General features: G+C 67.6%; 15 protein-coding genes. 6 read left to right on the forward strand and 9 right to left on the reverse strand.

Features of this window, described 5'->3' with window-relative positions; translation table 11 throughout:
- The first annotated feature begins 124 nt into the window (after window positions 1-124).
- Genes ACQY68_RS15080 through ACQY68_RS15095 form a run of 4 tightly spaced genes read left to right on the forward strand, consistent with a single transcriptional unit; the run spans window position 125 to window position 4310 of the window.
- The gene (locus ACQY68_RS15080; RefSeq protein WP_428150441.1) at window positions 125-1297 is read left to right on the forward strand and encodes an ABC transporter permease; all 1173 of its coding nucleotides are present in this window, start codon (window positions 125-127) and stop codon (window positions 1295-1297) included.
- On the forward strand, window positions 1294-2076 hold the full coding sequence (locus ACQY68_RS15085) for an ABC transporter ATP-binding protein (RefSeq protein ID WP_428150443.1): 783 nt from the start codon (window positions 1294-1296) through the stop codon (window positions 2074-2076). Before ACQY68_RS15080 ends, ACQY68_RS15085 begins: the two co-directional genes overlap by 4 nt.
- A 24-nt stretch (window positions 2077-2100) precedes the next feature.
- Window positions 2101-3117, forward strand: a complete 1017-nt coding sequence (locus tag ACQY68_RS15090) for an HlyD family secretion protein (RefSeq protein ID WP_428150445.1) — start codon at window positions 2101-2103, stop codon at window positions 3115-3117.
- 17 nt (window positions 3118-3134) lie between these two features.
- Window positions 3135-4310 (forward strand): serine hydrolase domain-containing protein, encoded by a 1176-nt coding sequence (locus tag ACQY68_RS15095; protein ID WP_428150446.1) that lies wholly within the window; start codon window positions 3135-3137, stop codon window positions 4308-4310.
- A gap of 39 nt (window positions 4311-4349) precedes the next feature.
- On the opposite strand, the gene ACQY68_RS15100 is transcribed toward ACQY68_RS15095, so the two are convergent.
- Entirely contained in the window at window positions 4350-4502 is a 153-nt protein-coding gene (locus ACQY68_RS15100; protein WP_425988578.1) for a hypothetical protein, read from the reverse strand.
- Between the two features lie 151 nt (window positions 4503-4653).
- Between ACQY68_RS15100 and ACQY68_RS15105 the strand changes: the two genes are divergently transcribed.
- Together ACQY68_RS15105 and ACQY68_RS15110 are read left to right on the forward strand one after the other, a co-directional pair.
- On the forward strand, window positions 4654-4869 hold the full coding sequence (locus ACQY68_RS15105; RefSeq protein WP_428150447.1) for a DUF1289 domain-containing protein: 216 nt from the start codon (window positions 4654-4656) through the stop codon (window positions 4867-4869).
- A gap of 101 nt (window positions 4870-4970) precedes the next feature.
- Window positions 4971-5495 (forward strand): TIGR02281 family clan AA aspartic protease, encoded by a 525-nt coding sequence (locus tag ACQY68_RS15110; RefSeq protein ID WP_428150448.1) that lies wholly within the window; start codon window positions 4971-4973, stop codon window positions 5493-5495.
- A 136-nt stretch (window positions 5496-5631) separates the two neighbouring features.
- Here the strand turns inward: ACQY68_RS15110 and ACQY68_RS15115 are convergent, their stop codons facing one another.
- From ACQY68_RS15115 to thrB, 8 genes are all read right to left on the reverse strand, one after another.
- The gene (locus ACQY68_RS15115; RefSeq protein ID WP_428150449.1) at window positions 5632-6441 is read right to left on the reverse strand and encodes a sulfite exporter TauE/SafE family protein; all 810 of its coding nucleotides are present in this window, start codon (window positions 6439-6441) and stop codon (window positions 5632-5634) included.
- Between the two features lie 44 nt (window positions 6442-6485).
- Complete coding sequence (locus ACQY68_RS15120; RefSeq protein WP_428150451.1) at window positions 6486-7163, reverse strand: hypothetical protein; 678 nt, start codon at window positions 7161-7163, stop codon at window positions 6486-6488.
- A gap of 60 nt (window positions 7164-7223) precedes the next feature.
- Window positions 7224-7910, reverse strand: a complete 687-nt coding sequence (locus ACQY68_RS15125) for a hypothetical protein (RefSeq protein WP_428150452.1) — start codon at window positions 7908-7910, stop codon at window positions 7224-7226.
- Between the two features lie 63 nt (window positions 7911-7973).
- Window positions 7974-8996, reverse strand: coding sequence for a tRNA dihydrouridine(20/20a) synthase DusA (gene dusA, locus ACQY68_RS15130; protein ID WP_428150454.1), 1023 nt, complete (start codon window positions 8994-8996; stop codon window positions 7974-7976).
- 35 nt (window positions 8997-9031) lie between these two features.
- Window positions 9032-10852 carry a sulfate adenylyltransferase subunit CysN gene (gene cysN / locus ACQY68_RS15135; RefSeq protein WP_428150455.1) on the reverse strand — a complete coding sequence of 607 codons (1821 nt, stop codon included), beginning with the start codon at window positions 10850-10852 and terminating at the stop codon, window positions 9032-9034.
- Window positions 10852-11769, reverse strand: a complete 918-nt coding sequence (cysD, locus tag ACQY68_RS15140) for a sulfate adenylyltransferase subunit CysD (RefSeq protein WP_428150457.1) — start codon at window positions 11767-11769, stop codon at window positions 10852-10854. Before cysD ends, cysN begins: the two co-directional genes overlap by 1 nt.
- Window positions 11770-11820: 51 nt before the next feature.
- Window positions 11821-13224, reverse strand: a complete 1404-nt coding sequence (gene thrC / locus ACQY68_RS15145) for a threonine synthase (RefSeq protein ID WP_428150458.1) — start codon at window positions 13222-13224, stop codon at window positions 11821-11823.
- 66 nt (window positions 13225-13290) lie between these two features.
- Entirely contained in the window at window positions 13291-14229 is a 939-nt protein-coding gene (gene thrB, locus ACQY68_RS15150) for a homoserine kinase (protein ID WP_428150459.1), read from the reverse strand.

Genomic DNA, 14229 nt, shown 5'->3' on the forward strand with positions numbered 1-14229 from the left:
ACGCGCTGCGCCCGGCCGCGTCAAGCGTGGCCATAACAAGGCGTTTCCCCTTACCCCGATTTAACTTGGTGGGAACCCGGCCGCAGGTCACATAACGTCGCAAGTCAGGGGTGTTTCGCAGACCATGTCGCTCGCGCTTTCAACGCTGCTCTTCGAGTGGCGCCGCTACATGGCCGCCGTCATGGCCCTGGCCCTGTCCGGCCTGCTCGTGCTCGCCATGACCGGTGTCTTCATCGGCATCGGCAAGGGCTTCACCGCGACCATCGAAAGGTCCAGCGCCGACGTCATCGTCATGCAGCCAGGCGCCAAGTCGCTGATCGGCGGCCCCTCGGGCGTGCCGCGTCGCTTCATTCCGCAAGTCTACAACAACCCCGAGGTCGTCGAGGTCCAGCCTCTGGACGGCGCCGGCGGCTCCTTCCAGTCGATCAAGGACGTCGATCCGACGATGTCACAGGCCGAACGCGCCAAGATGGGCGCCCCCCGCCAGCAGTTCGTGCAGGCCTCGATCATCGACACCACGCCGGGCTCGGTGACCATTCCGACAGACTATTCGCGCGAACTCGTCGACGCCCTGCGCCAGCCCTACACCGTCGCCATCGACGAGACGGCCGTCGGCAAACTGGGCGTCAAGCTGGGCGACCGCGCCCTCTACAACGGCCAGACGGTCACCGTGGTCGGCATCACACGCGGCTATCCCAACATGATGCAGGCCACCGTCATCATGTCGCGCGACACCCTGCGCATGGTGGGCCAGGCCGACACCGGCCCGCGTGTCGGCCCCCTGATGGTCAAGCTGCGCGATCCCTCCCAGGCCGTCCGCGTCGCCGCCGAGCTCAATGCCTCGGGCAACGGCCAGTGGAAGGCCTGGACGCGTCAGGAGCTGGCCGACGCCAACGCCGGCGCAATGTTCGAGGAGGGCATCCTCGTGATCATCATCGGCGGCTGTGTCGTGCTGGGCACCATCATCGGCATCGCCATCACCTGGCAGACCCTGCGGGGCGCCATCATGGCCAACATCAAGGAGTTCGCGTCCCTGAGGGCGCTCGGCGTCGGCATGGGCTCGCTGAACCGCATCGTCATGGAGCTCAGCTTCTGGGTCGGCTGCGTCGGGGTGGCGGCGGCCATCCTGCTGACCATGGGGCTTCAGGCCCTGGCCCTGATGGGCGCCGTCATCATCGCCCTGCCCCCGGTCCTGCTGATCGTCGTCGGCGGCGGTCTGATTATCATCGCCATGGTGTCGGGCGCCCTGTCGCTGGGCATCCTCAAGAACAGCCAACCGGCGGATCTGCTGCGATGACCGATTTCACCCAGCACCCCGCCCCGTCGCACACCAAGGTCCACGGCAAGCATGGCGAATTCGCCATTGAGGCCAAGGGGCTGATCAAACGGTTCAAGTCCGGCAAGTCCTTCGTGGAAGTGCTCAAGGGCGTGGACTTCGACGCCCGCCACGGCGACCTCACGATGGTCATGGGCCCGTCCGGCTCCGGCAAGTCGACCCTGATCGCCGCCCTTTCGGGCCTGCTGAGGCCCGAGGAAGGCCGTGTCGATGCGCTCGACGTCGACGACCTGTGGAAGCTGTCGAACGGCCGGATCGACAAGTTCCGCCTCGACCACTGCGGCTTCATCTTCCAGGGCTTCAACCTGTTCCCCGCCCTCACCGCCCTGCAGCAGGTCGAGGTGGTGTTGAAATTCCAGGGCCTGACGCCCGGCCAGGCGAAGAAGCGCGCCACCCAGGCGCTGGAAGAAGTGGGGCTGGGCCCTCGCCTGCATCAGCGGCCCGCCATCCTGTCCGGCGGGGAGAAGCAGCGCGTGGCCATCGCCCGCGCCCTGGCCAAGGACCCCAAGATCCTGTTCGCCGACGAACCGACCTCCGCTCTCGACGGCGAGAACGGCCAGATCGTCATCCGCCTGCTGCGCCGCGCGGCGGATGAATACGGCGCGGCCGTCATCTGCGTCACCCACGACCCCCGGCTCGAGGAATGGGCCGACCGGGTCATCAAAATCGAGGACGGCGTCATCATCTCCGACGAGCGCCGAACGCCCAATCCGAACGCCACTCTGGCGTCCCACCACTAAGACTCCGTCCCAAGGACCTCTCTCATGCCCGCCTTCCTGAAGAACAAATGGCTCTGGATCGGCATCGTGCTGATCATCGTGATCGTGGTGGGCTTCGCCGTCGTCCAGAAGGGCAACGCCGCCAAAAAGGCTGAGGCCGAGAAAGCCGAGGCCGAGAAGGTCGAAAGCCCCTACGCCGCGATCGCCAACGGCAAGGTCGATATCGAGGGCGGCATCATCCAGATCGCGGCCCGTCGCGGCGGCATCGTGCGCGAAGTCTTGGTCCAGGAAGGCGACACCGTCGTCGCCGGCCAGATCCTGGCCCGTCAGGAAGACGACGAGTCGCGTCTGGCCCTCCAGACCGCCTCGGCCGATCTCGCCTCGGCCCAGAGCCAGCTCAACCTGATCCAGGTCGACATCCGCACGGCCCAGCGCGAGTACGACCGTCTGGAACGTCTGGTCTCCACCAACTTCGTCGCCGCCCAGCGTCTCGATCAGGCCCGAGACCAGATCGCCCAGGCCCAAGCCCGTCTCGGCTCGCAGCAGGCGGCGGTCCAGACCGCCCGCGCCCGCCGCGATCAGGCCGCCTACAATGTCGAACTGACGGTGATCCGCTCGCCCGCCAACGGCCGCATCGTGCGTCGCTACGCCAACCCCGGCGCCGGCGCCTCGACCCTGAACGTGTCCAACATGTTCGATCTGGAGCCGAACGCCCCCCGCATCGCCCGCGCCGAGATTGTCGAGTCCGACATCCCCAACGTCACCACCGGTCAGGCCGTCGAGATCACCCCCGAAGGAGACCCGTCGAAGGTCTATGTCGGCACGGTCCTGCGTCGCGCCGCCGTCTTCGGCGCCCGCAAACTGGCCTCCGACGACCCCTCGCAGCGTTCCGACGAGCGCGTCGTGGAGGTGGTGGTCACCGCCGGCGACGCCCCCCTGCTGATCGGCCAGCGCGTGCTGGTGAAGTTCATGAAGCCCGGCCAGGCCGCTGGCGCCGCCCGGACCCCCACCGTCGGCGTCCCCGCCACCCGCTCGATGCAGACGCCGGCGCCGAGGACCTGATTGGCAAAGGCAGCCCGGTGACCGTTCGTTTCCCCAACAAGGGCGTCAACGTCACGCGCCGAGGGTCGCTCGCTCTATGCGCCGGGACGATCGCGACCCTGGCCACTCCCGCCCACGCGGAAGAGGGTCTGGTCGACGCGGCCGCCATCGACGCCATGGCTCTGGAGGCTTTGGCCGCCAATGGCTCGCCGGGCCTTCAGATCGCGATCAGTATCGCGGGCGCCCCGGTTTTCTCGCGCTCCTACGGCGCCGCGAATCTGGAGACGGGTGCGCAGGTTGGAAACGGATCGATCTTCAGGATCGCCTCGCTGACCAAGACCTTCACCGCCGCGGCGATCTATCGTCTGGCGGAGGCCGGCGTTCTGGGCATCGACGATCCCGTATCGCGGTGGCTGCCCTCGTTCTCCGCGCTCGCGCCCTTGTCGCTGCACGAGTTGATGACCCAGACGGCGGGTCTGCACAGCGACGAAGACGAAGGCGCGGTCAGCGGGGGACCGGTGTCCCAGACAGAACTCGCCGACCGGATCGCGCGTCAGGCCGAGCCGTTCGACTTCGCGCCGGGCTCGGCCTGGCTCTATAGCAACGCCAATTACATCGTCCTCGGCGCCGTGATCGAGATCGCGACCGGCAAACCCTATGCCGAGGCGATGCAGACGCTGATCTTCGGTCCACTTTCCCTCGGTTCCACCGCTGTCGATCGGATGAGCGAGGTCGTTACAGGCCGCGTCTCCGGCTATGCGTTGTCACAAACCGAACCCTTCGTTTTCGAAAACGCGCCCAACCTTCCGGTGGAGCAGGCCGGCGGGGCGGGGTCGATCCGTTCGACGGCGGGCGATCTCTGCGCCTGGGGCCAGGCGCTCCTGTCGAACCGGCTTCTAAGCCCGACGTCTCTGGCCAACATGACCTCACCCGGTCGATTGAGGGACGGACGGCTCGGCGGTGAAAATCGCTTCTCGCCGGACGACGCCGCTTATGGCGATGTCCAGTACGCGTCCGGCCTGTTGATTTCGCCGCCGTCCGAACCCTTGGTCAGTCTGCTCCACTATGGCGGCATCGACGGCTTCTGCTCGATGCTGGAAATCTGGCCCGCTCACGAGGTGACCCTGGCGATCCTTTGCAATGCCGATCGCAATGCAGCGACGCCTTTCCGGTCGATCCGCCGGTATATGACCTCGCGACTATCGGATTTGTGAGACGAGGACCCGGCCGCCGTTCGGCCGGCCGGGCTTTGCTCAGTCTTTCTTCCCGTACCGGAACGGCACGAAGTTGGACGGGTGGCTGACCACCCGCTCGCTTTGGCGAGACGGTCGATTGCCCACCAGCATCCCGCCCCACAGGGCAAAGGACATCATGGCGTGCTGGAGGTTTCTCTCCTTGTCGTTCATCCTGGCGTCTCCTTTCGCTGAACGATGAAAAGAGACGCGTCGTGCTCGCAGGGGTTTTCACCCTCTCAGTCGTTTCGCGTCGTCTTCAATGTGTCACACTGACGGGAAGATGCAAGTTTTTTAGTCCGACTTCGGAGTAGTTTTCGCAATCATGTCGTCCACTGTAGCGCCGCCGCCACGCTCGATCGCCACCCCTTGCGTGCAGGTCTGCATCGTCGACGGACCTACGGGACTGTGCCTGGGCTGTTATCGGACGCTGCAGGAGATCGGCGGCTGGTCCCGGCTCACCGACGAACAACGCGCTGAAATCATGGCCGAACTCCCGGCACGCGAAGCAAAGATCGAACCCGCCAAACTCGCAATCTGAGCCTTAACCCTTCGTCAGCCACGTCGCTTCACCGCATGCCAACACGGCGCGTGCAGGATGTGGTCAGCCGCAGAAGCGGTCCGTCGCGAAGGTGTTCCGCGTTGCGTCTAGATATCCAGTCCGCGATCGTCATGGCCATTGCGACCGTCTCCTCCCTGAGCGTCGCCTGGTGGCTGACGCACCAGGAGCCTCGCGCCGCCGAGGCTGCGGTCATGATCGTCCCCGCCGAGACGCCCGCTACGGTCCGCGCCGCACCCGGCCAGCCCGCCCAGATCGCCCGCGCCGCCGACGGCCACTACTGGGCCGAGGCCGACATCGACGGCCGCGCCATCCGCGTTCTGGTCGACACCGGCGCCTCCGTCGTCGCCCTGACCCGTGAGGATGCCCTGCGTCTCGGCCTGCGCCTCGTCCCCTCCGACTTCACCCAGACGGTCGAGACCGCCTCGGGTCCGGTGAAGGCGGCCGCCGTCGAACTGGATCACGTGGCCGTGGCCGGCGCCCGCGTCGACAAGGTCCGCGCCCTGGTGGTGGAAGAGGGCCTGCCCCACTCCCTGCTGGGCATGAGCTACCTCGGTCGCCTCTCGGCCTTCGAAGCGCGTCCGACCGGCCTGACGCTGCGGCCATAGCGCAAACAGCAGTCTCTGCAGTTTTCCTGCAGAAATCGCCGTAGCGCCCCTCACCGAAATCGTCGGATTTTGCAGGATCTGACTGGCCGAAATCACCGGGAACTCACCGGTGGCCGCAAAAACTGCAGTTCGACCGTCAGAGCGCCTTCACCACCACCGAGATCGCGGTCAGCAACAGATAGATCGCAAACGCCTTCCTCAGCACCCTGCGATCCAGCCTGTGCGCCAGCCGCGCGCCATACGGGGCGACCAGCGTCGTCAGCACGCCCATCGCCACCGCCGCCGGCACATTGACGTAACCGAGGCTCAGCGGCGGCCTGCCATCTGCGCCAAATCCGAAGACCATGAAGCCCAGCGTCGCCGCCGCTCCGATGGCGATGCCGAAACCGGACGCCGTCGCAACCGCCTGATGGATCGGCCGCCCGCACAGGGTCATCAGCATGCCGCCGAAACTGCCGCCGCCCACGCCCATCATCGCCGACAACAGGCCGATCAGCCCGCCGATCCCGCGCCGCCACCAGCCCGTCGGCAGGTCTTCACGGACATGCACCGTCTCCGGGAGCAACCCCATCTGCGCCGCGACCACGGCCAGGCAGACGCCATAGACGATGGCCAGCCCCTCCATCGAGGTCAGGCCCGCTATGGCCGCCCCGACCAGCGCGCCCGCCCCGACCCAGGGCGTCCAGGTCTTCAGCACCTGCTCGTCCACCGCCCCATGCTTGCGGTGCGCCCCCAGCGACCGCCAGGACGTCGCCACGATGGTCAGCAGGGAGGTGCCGATGGCGACGTGCAGATTGCTCTCCCCGCCCAGCCCCAGTACCGAGAAGGCGTAGAACAGCGCCGGCACCAGCACCGTCCCGCCGCCGACCCCGAACAGGCCCGCGATCAGTCCGCCCGCCAGCCCCGCCGCGAGGATGGCGGCGGCCAGCAGGGCCAGTTCAGTCAACGGGAGCGAGGTCACCCGGGCGGTCTAGCGCCGCCCGTCCGTCATTAGAAGCGCGCCGTGACGCCCAACTGCACGACCGGGAAGAAGGCCTTGTCTTCGGCGTCCTGCTGGATGTCCCGCGCCTCCTGCTCCAGCCGCGCGCGGAAGATCGGATCGTTCGACAGGGTCCCGCCGCTCGACGACAGCCCGACCTCCGGCTCCTGGCTCCAGGCCACCCCGACCATGCCGCGGAAGCCCCAGGTCCCCTCACGATAGAAGCTGTCGTCATAGCCGATGCCGACGAAGGGCGCCGTCTTCGACAGTTTGATCCGCCCGCTCAGCGTCCCGACCTGGGCCGGGGTAAAGGTCGCCCCGCCGATGTCCACCGGCGCAGTCGGCTGCCCGTTGAGATCGATCGTCCGGTCTCCCACATAGACCCCGCCGGAGATGAGGAAGCCATTCAGAAACGGATGCAGATCGACGAACCCAGACACCGTGTCGAAGTCGAACCGTCCCGAATAGTCGATATCGCTATAGCGCTCGTCGAAGTCATAGCCGAGGGTGTCTATTCCGCCCCGCAACACGAACACCGGCCCGAGCGACAGCTGCACCTCGGCGCCCACACCGGTCGTCCCGGCGTTCAGGGCCGCGGTGATCGGCGAGCGCGGATGCCGGCTCTGCGCCTCGGCGGCGCCCGCCGAAACGGCCAGCAGGGACAGGGCGATCAGCGTGATACGGGTCATGCCCGCAGCCTTGTTCCGGTTACGCTTAACGGACCGTTGACCGTCCCGCTCGGCAGGACCTCAGAACCGGACGTTCAGCCCCAATTGCAGGATCGGATAGACCCGGTACTCGGCCAGATCGTCCTCGATCTCGCGCGCTTCAGCCGTCAGCCGGGTCTGGAACACCCGATTGTTCGACAGCGTCCCGCCTCGCGACGCCAGCGAGACGCGCGGCGTTCCGGTGTAGGCGGCCCCCAACATCGCCCGAAAACCCCAGCGGCGGTCGCGATAGAAGGTGTTGTCATAGCCCACGCCAAGGAACGGTGCCGCGCTGTTGACGACCACGCGACCGTTGACCTCGCCCACCTGGGTCGGCGTGAAGGTCGCGCCGCCGAGACGGATCGGCCCCGTCAGCTGCGCCTGTAGGCCGATTTCCGGCTCTCCCAGATAGATGCCCCCCGAGACCACCAGGCCGTTGGCGTAAGGGTGCAGGTCGATGAAGGCCCCGACCGACTGGGCCTTGGTGTTCACCTCATAGTTCGTACGCCGGTACTGGCCCTGCACCTCCCAGGACAACAGGTCGGCGGATCCGCGCAGAACGACGTGGTCGCTGACCGCGACCTGCGCCTCCAGGGCCACACCACGCGAGCCCACGACGGCGCCGACGGCGAGCCGATCGCGATCGTCGGTCGATTGGGCGTCAGCCGGAACAGCAAGGGCCCACGGCGCAACGCCCGCGGCCAGGATGCCGAAAACTCTGAAACTCATGAACGCCTCGGGGAGGAGGAGCCCTACCCTAACCGGCCTGTGCGACACCACAATGGCGCAAGATCACGCAGCCTCCTCGACCCGGTCGCGCCGAGCCTCGGCCTCGCGCACGGCCTCGACCGCCCGATCGACCACGTCCAGCCCGGCGCCCGGCCGGATCGCCTCGACCGTCAGGATGCGGCGGAAGGCCCGCGCCCCAGGCCGTCCGTGCATCACGCCCAGCATGTGCCGCGTCATAGAATGCAGACCCCAGCCCTCCTCCAGCCGCGCCGCCAGATAGGGCTTGTACCGCTCGATCGCCTCGAATGGATCGACGTCGGCGCCCGCCGCCCCGAACAGCCGCCGGTCCACCTGACCCAGCAGGGCCGGCTCATGATACGCCGCTCGCCCCAGCATGACCCCGTCCAGATGGGCTCCGTCGGCGGCGTCCAGATGCGCCTCCGCCTCCTCCAGCGAACCGATGCCCCCGTTGATGCAGACGGTCAGCTCCGGCCGCTCCCGCTTAAGCCGACGCACCAGCGCATAGTCCAGCGGCGGCACGTCCCGGTTCTCCTTGGGCGACAGGCCGCTCAACCAGGCCTTCCGAGCATGGACGATGAAGGTGGTGACGCCCACGGCAGCACTGGCGTCCACCGTGGCGAACAGGCTGACGGCCGGGTCCTGATCATCTACCCCGATCCTGCACTTCACCGTTGCCGGCACATCCACCACCTCCCGGATCGCCGCCATGCAGTCGGCCACCAGCTCCGGCTCGCGCATCAGGCACGCGCCGAACCGCCCCGACTGGACGCGATCAGACGGGCAGCCGACGTTCAGATTGATCTCGTCATAGCCCATGGCCGCCCCGATCCGCGCCGCTTCCGCCAGCTGCGCCGGATCGGACCCGCCGAGCTGCAACGCCACGGGATGCTCGACCGCGTCGAAGCCCAGCAGCCGCTCACGGTCGCCGTGGATCACCGCGGGAGCCGTGACCATTTCCGTGTAGAGCAGCGCCCGCGTCGACAGGGCGCGATGGAACGCCCGGCAATGCCGGTCGGTCCAGTCCATCATCGGCGCGACGGACAGTCTGTGGGCGGGATGGGTCATCGTCGGCGACCCCATACGCGGATGGCGCCTGAAAGTCAGCCCAGCCCCAGCCGGTTGACGATGGCCTCGGCCGCCTCGACTGCATCCATCGCCATCGTATCGATGACGACCTCGGCCGCCTCCGGCGCCTCGTACGGACTATCTATGCCTGTGAAATTCTTCAGCGTTCCCGCCCGCGCCTTGGCGTACAGCCCCTTCACGTCCCGCGCCTCGGCGACCGCCAGCGGCGCATCGACGAACACCTCCAGGAACTCACCTTCGGCCATGAGCTCGCGCGCCATCCGTCGCTCGGCCCGGAACGGCGAGATGAAGGCCGTGATGACGATCAGGCCTGCATCGGCCATCAGCTTCGCGACCTCGGCGACCCGGCGGATGTTCTCGACCCGGTCCTCCTCGGTGAAGCCCAGATCCCGGTTCAGGCCGTGACGGACATTGTCCCCGTCCAGCAGACAGGTGTGCCGCCCCGCGGCATGCAGACGCCTGTCCACCAGGTTGGCGATGGTCGATTTTCCGGCCCCGGACAGGCCGGTCAGCCAGACTACGGCCCCCTTCTGGCCCTTCATCGCCGCCCGCGCCGAGCGATCCACGTCGATGGCCTGCCAGTGGATATTGTCGGCCCGGCGCAGGGCGTAGCGGATCATTCCCGCCCCGACCGTCCGGTTCGTGATCCGGTCGATCAAGATGAAACCGCCGAGGTCCCGGCTGGTTTCATAGGGCTCGAAGGTGATCGTTCGGTCCAGCGACAGGTTGCAGACCGCGATGTCGTTGAGTTCCAGTCGCTTGGCGGCCAGCTTCTCCAGCGTGTTGACGTTGACCCGGTGCCGGATCGCCGTGACTTGGGCCGTCGCCGTCTGCGTGCCGGTCTTGAGCAGATAGGACCGGCCGGGCGACAGGTTCTCCTCGTCCATCCAGACGACGGTCGCCTCGAACTGGTCCGCGGCCTCGGGCGGCGCCTCGGCTGCCACGATCACGTCGCCGCGCGAGACGTCGACCGCGTCCTCCAGCGTCAGGGTCACGGACTGACCCGCCTCAGCCTCGGCAAGGTCGCCGGGCATGGCCACGATCCGCGCGATCCGGCTCTCTCGTCCCGCAGGGAGCACCCGCACGCGATCACCCGGCAACACCGTCCCCGCCGCGATCAGCCCCGCATAGCCACGAAACTCCGGGTTCGGACGATTGACCCACTGCACCGGCATCCGGAAAGGACGGGCGGCTGGGTCATCCCCGACCTCGACCTCTTCCAACCACTCCAGCAGCGTCGGTTGGTCGAACCCCGGCGCTGCCGCGACTACCCCTTCCCCGGTCAGGCCCGACAGGGCGATCGGCGTCACCTCGCTCAGGCCGATGCTTTCGGCGAAGGCGCGATAGTCCTCAACGATCTGGGCGAACAGTGCGGCGTCCCAGCCGACCAGATCCATCTTGTTGACCGCCAGCACGACCTTCCGGATGCCCAGCAGGGCGCAGAGGTACGAATGCCGCCGCGTCTGAACCAGCACGCCCTTGCGCGCGTCGATCAAGATCACGGCCGCATCGGCGGTCGAGGCGCCGGTGACCATGTTGCGGGTATATTGCTCGTGCCCCGGCGTGTCGGCGACGATGAACTTCCGCCGCTCGGTCGCGAAGAACCGATAGGCCACGTCGATCGTGATCCCCTGCTCCCGCTCGGCCGCCAGCCCGTCGACCAGCAGGGCGAAGTCGATATTCGCCCCCTGCGTCCCGACCTTCTTCGAGTCCGCTTCCAGCGCCGACATCTGGTCGTCGAGAATGGTCCTGGTGTCGTAGAGCAGCCGTCCGATCAGGGTCGATTTACCGTCGTCCACCGATCCGCAGGTGATGAAGCGCAGCAGGGATTTCATCAGAAATACCCCTCCGCCTTCTTCTTCTCCATCGAGGCGGCCTGGTCGTGATCGATGACGCGCCCCTGACGTTCGGAGGTGGTGGAGGCCTTCATTTCGGCGATGATGTCGGCGACCGAAGCCGCCTCGCTCTCGACCGCCCCGGTCAGCGGATAGCAGCCCAGGGTCCTGAACCGCACCGACCGCACCGTCGGCGTCTCGCCGGGCAAAAGCCGCATCCGCTCGTCATCGACCAGGATCAGCGCCCCGCCCCGCTCCACCACCGGCCGCTCGGCGGCGAAGTACAAAGGCACGACGGGGATGTTTTCCTGCTCGATGTATTGCCACACATCCAGTTCGGTCCAGTTCGAGATCGGGAAGACGCGGATGCTCTCCCCCGCCCCGATCCGCGTGTTGTACAGGCGCCAAAGCTCCGGCCGCTGGGTCTTCGGATCCCAGCGGTGCCCCGCCGATCGGAAAGAGAAGATCCGCTCCTTTGCGCGTGACTTCTCCTCGTCACGCCGTGCGCCGCCGAACGCCGCCTGGAAGCCGTAATGATCGAGCGCCTGCTTCAGCCCCTCCGTCTTCCAGAGGTCGGTGTGCAGCGATCCGTGATCGAACGGATTGATCCCCCGCGACCGCGCGTCCTCATTGACCCAGATCTTCAGATCGACGTCGCCCGCCGCCGCCACCTGATCGCGCAGGGCGTACATGGCCCGGAACTTCCACGTCGTATCGACGTGCATCAGCGGGAAAGGGAGGGGCGCAGGGAAGAAGGCCTTCCTCGCCAGATGCAGCATCACGGCGGAGTCCTTGCCGATCGAATACAGCATCACCGGCCGCTCGATTTCGGCCGCCACCTCGCGCAGGATGTGGATCGCCTCGGCCTCCAGCGACTGGAGGTGGGTCAGGCGGGCTGAAGGTCTCGGATCGGTCACACCTGTCGATAGCAACAACCGTAGCGCTGCGCACCCCGTCCAGCCCACCCCCTAGCCGGAGAAGGCGCGGACCGCCGCCAGGGCCGCCGGGGCGTCGGCGTCGATAATCTCGAACCTCTCCGCCCGATCGCCCAGGTCACGGATGACGCGGGGCGGGTCCGGGTCGAAGCCGAGCACCGGCGCGACGTCCTTGCCGAACTTCGCGGGATGGGCGGTGGACAGGGCCACGACCGGACCCCGGCTCCTGTCCACATCGCGCGCGGCCGACAATGCGACGGCGGTGTGGGGACAGACGACCTGCCCCCAGGTCGCATGGGCATAGGCGATCTGATCCCGCGTCGTCTCCTCGCTGACCGATACCGCCGAGACCTCGGCGCGGATGGCGTCGAGCAGGGCCGGCGGCAGGGTGACCGACCCCTCGCGCGCGAAGGTCTCGAACAGGGTGCGGGTCAGGTCGGCGTCGCGGCCCGAGGCCTCGAACACCAGCCGCTCGAAGTTCGACGGCGCCTGCACGTCCATGCTGACGGAGGCCGTCTCGACGGCGGCCTTGCGGGCATAGACGCCGTCGTTGATGGCGCGCGCCAAGGCGTCGTTGCGGTTCACGGCGGCGACGAAACCAGCGACTGGCAGTCCCATGCGCGAGGCCGCGATCCCCGCGAAGGCGTCCCCGAAGTTGCCCGTCGGCACCACGAACACCGGCGCCCGGGTCTCGCCCATCGCCGCCAGTTGCGACACCGCCGAGACGTAGTAGGGAATCTGACCTGCCAGCCGGGCCCAGTTGATCGAATTGACGCTGGAGAACCGCCCGTCGTCGCGCAGGCTCTCGTCGGCCAGCAAACCCTTCACCAGCCGCTGGCAATCGTCGAAGTCCCCCCGAACGGCCAAGTTTAGCACATTGGGCGCATCGACCGCGGTCATCTGACGGCGCTGAATCGCCGAGACCCGCTCGTGCGGATGGAGCACGATCAGGCGGACGCGGTCAGTGTTGGCGAAGGCCGCGACGGCCGCCGCTCCGGTATCCCCGCTCGTCGCGGTGACGAGGGTCAATCGCTCGCCCGACGCCGCCAGCGCCTCGGACGACAGGGCCGCCGCGAGTTGCATGGCGAGGTCCTTGAAGGCGGCGGTCGGGCCGTGGAACAGCTCCAGCATGTAGAGGCCGTCCTCGAGCTTGCGCAGCGGCGTCACCTCGACCGGCTCGAAGCCTGCGGTCAGTCTCGCCAGCGCCCGGTCCAGCGCCCCGGCCGGCAGGGCGTCGCCGATGAAGGGCGCCATCGCCTCTGTCGCGATCTCCGCATAGCCCTGCCCCGCCGCCCAGGAAGCGGGCGAAAGGCTAGGCCAGGCGCCCGGCATATAGAGGCCGCCGTCGGGCGCCATGCCGCGGAGCAAGGCCTCGGCGAAGCTGGCCTCGGAGGCGTCCCCTCGGGTGGAAACGTATCGGTCGGAAGTCTGGGCCATCGTCATTCTGGTTCGGTCGGCGAAACGCGTTCGCGAAGGGTTGTAAGCCGGGTTGGTGTCGAACGGTCAGGCAGCCTCGCGCCACCAGGCGGCCCGGCGGAAGAAGGCGCCGGGATCCTTGGGCGTCACCAGCTTGGTCGGGTCGTGGAAGATGCGGTCGTGCAGCCGGGTCAGGGTAAAGCGTATCGCGGCCGCCTCCCCCAGTCTTGGCAGAGCCCCGGCCTCGGCCCGGGTCAGCGGGCGGACACTTTCGTAGCCGCGTCGGAAGGCCTCGACAGCGCCGGGGATCGCTACCCCTGACCCGTCGAAGCCCCAGGCGCTGAGGGCGATGGCAAGGTCGTAGGCCAGCAGGTCCGTACAGCCGAAATAGAAGTCGATGACGCCCGAAACCTCGCCGCCCTCGAACAGGATGTTGTCGGGGAAATAGTCAGCATGGATCGGTCCTCGCGGCAGATCCTCCGCCCACGGATCGCCAAGCCGCGCCAGAGCCGCTTCGACCCCGTCGAGAATCTCCCGGTCCTCTCCCAGAGCCGCCGTCCTCGACCGGTCCGCCAGGGCCCGCCAGGCCACGGGTCCCACCGGGTTGGCTCGCTCCACCGGAAAGCCCTTAGCCTCCAGATGCAGCCGGGCCAGCATCGCTCCCGCCGCCTCGGTCTCGACCGACGACGGGCCACGCAGCCACGCACCCGGCAACCATTCTATGACAGCGGCGGGCCGCCCGTTGAGCATCCCGACCGGGTCGCCATCCCTGTTCGGAACGGGTCTTGGCGCCGGGAACCCGCGGGCCGCCAGATGGTCGGTCAGACCCAGACAGAACGGCAGGGAGGCAGCATCGGTCCGCGCCTCGAACAGCGTCAGGACATGCCGCGCGCCCTCGGTCTCAAGTCGATAGTTGGTGTTCTCCACCCCTTCGGCGATAGGGTGCAAGGACGCGAACGCGCCCAGCGGATAGTCCGCCAGAAAAGCGCGCGCCTGTTCGTCAGTGACCGGAGTGAAGACGGCCAA

Source organism: Brevundimonas sp. (assembly GCF_965278935.1).
Lineage (GTDB): Bacteria > Pseudomonadota > Alphaproteobacteria > Caulobacterales > Caulobacteraceae > Brevundimonas.

Excerpts from the sequence above, each read along its gene's own strand:
- ACQY68_RS15080 (WP_428150441.1), top strand. The coding sequence starts at position 125 with ATGTCGCTCGCGCTTTCAACGCTGCTCTTCGAGTGGCGCCGCTACATG.
- ACQY68_RS15085 (WP_428150443.1), top strand. The coding sequence starts at position 1,294 with ATGACCGATTTCACCCAGCACCCCGCCCCGTCGCACACCAAGGTCCAC.
- ACQY68_RS15090 (WP_428150445.1), top strand. The coding sequence starts at position 2,101 with ATGCCCGCCTTCCTGAAGAACAAATGGCTCTGGATCGGCATCGTGCTG.
- ACQY68_RS15100 (WP_425988578.1), bottom strand. The coding sequence starts at position 4,502 with ATGAACGACAAGGAGAGAAACCTCCAGCACGCCATGATGTCCTTTGCC.
- ACQY68_RS15105 (WP_428150447.1), top strand. The coding sequence starts at position 4,654 with ATGTCGTCCACTGTAGCGCCGCCGCCACGCTCGATCGCCACCCCTTGC.
- ACQY68_RS15120 (WP_428150451.1), bottom strand. The coding sequence starts at position 7,163 with ATGACCCGTATCACGCTGATCGCCCTGTCCCTGCTGGCCGTTTCGGCG.
- ACQY68_RS15125 (WP_428150452.1), bottom strand. The coding sequence starts at position 7,910 with ATGAGTTTCAGAGTTTTCGGCATCCTGGCCGCGGGCGTTGCGCCGTGG.
- dusA (WP_428150454.1), bottom strand. The coding sequence starts at position 8,996 with ATGACCCATCCCGCCCACAGACTGTCCGTCGCGCCGATGATGGACTGG.
- cysN (WP_428150455.1), bottom strand. The coding sequence starts at position 10,852 with ATGAAATCCCTGCTGCGCTTCATCACCTGCGGATCGGTGGACGACGGT.
- thrC (WP_428150458.1), bottom strand. The coding sequence starts at position 13,224 with ATGGCCCAGACTTCCGACCGATACGTTTCCACCCGAGGGGACGCCTCC.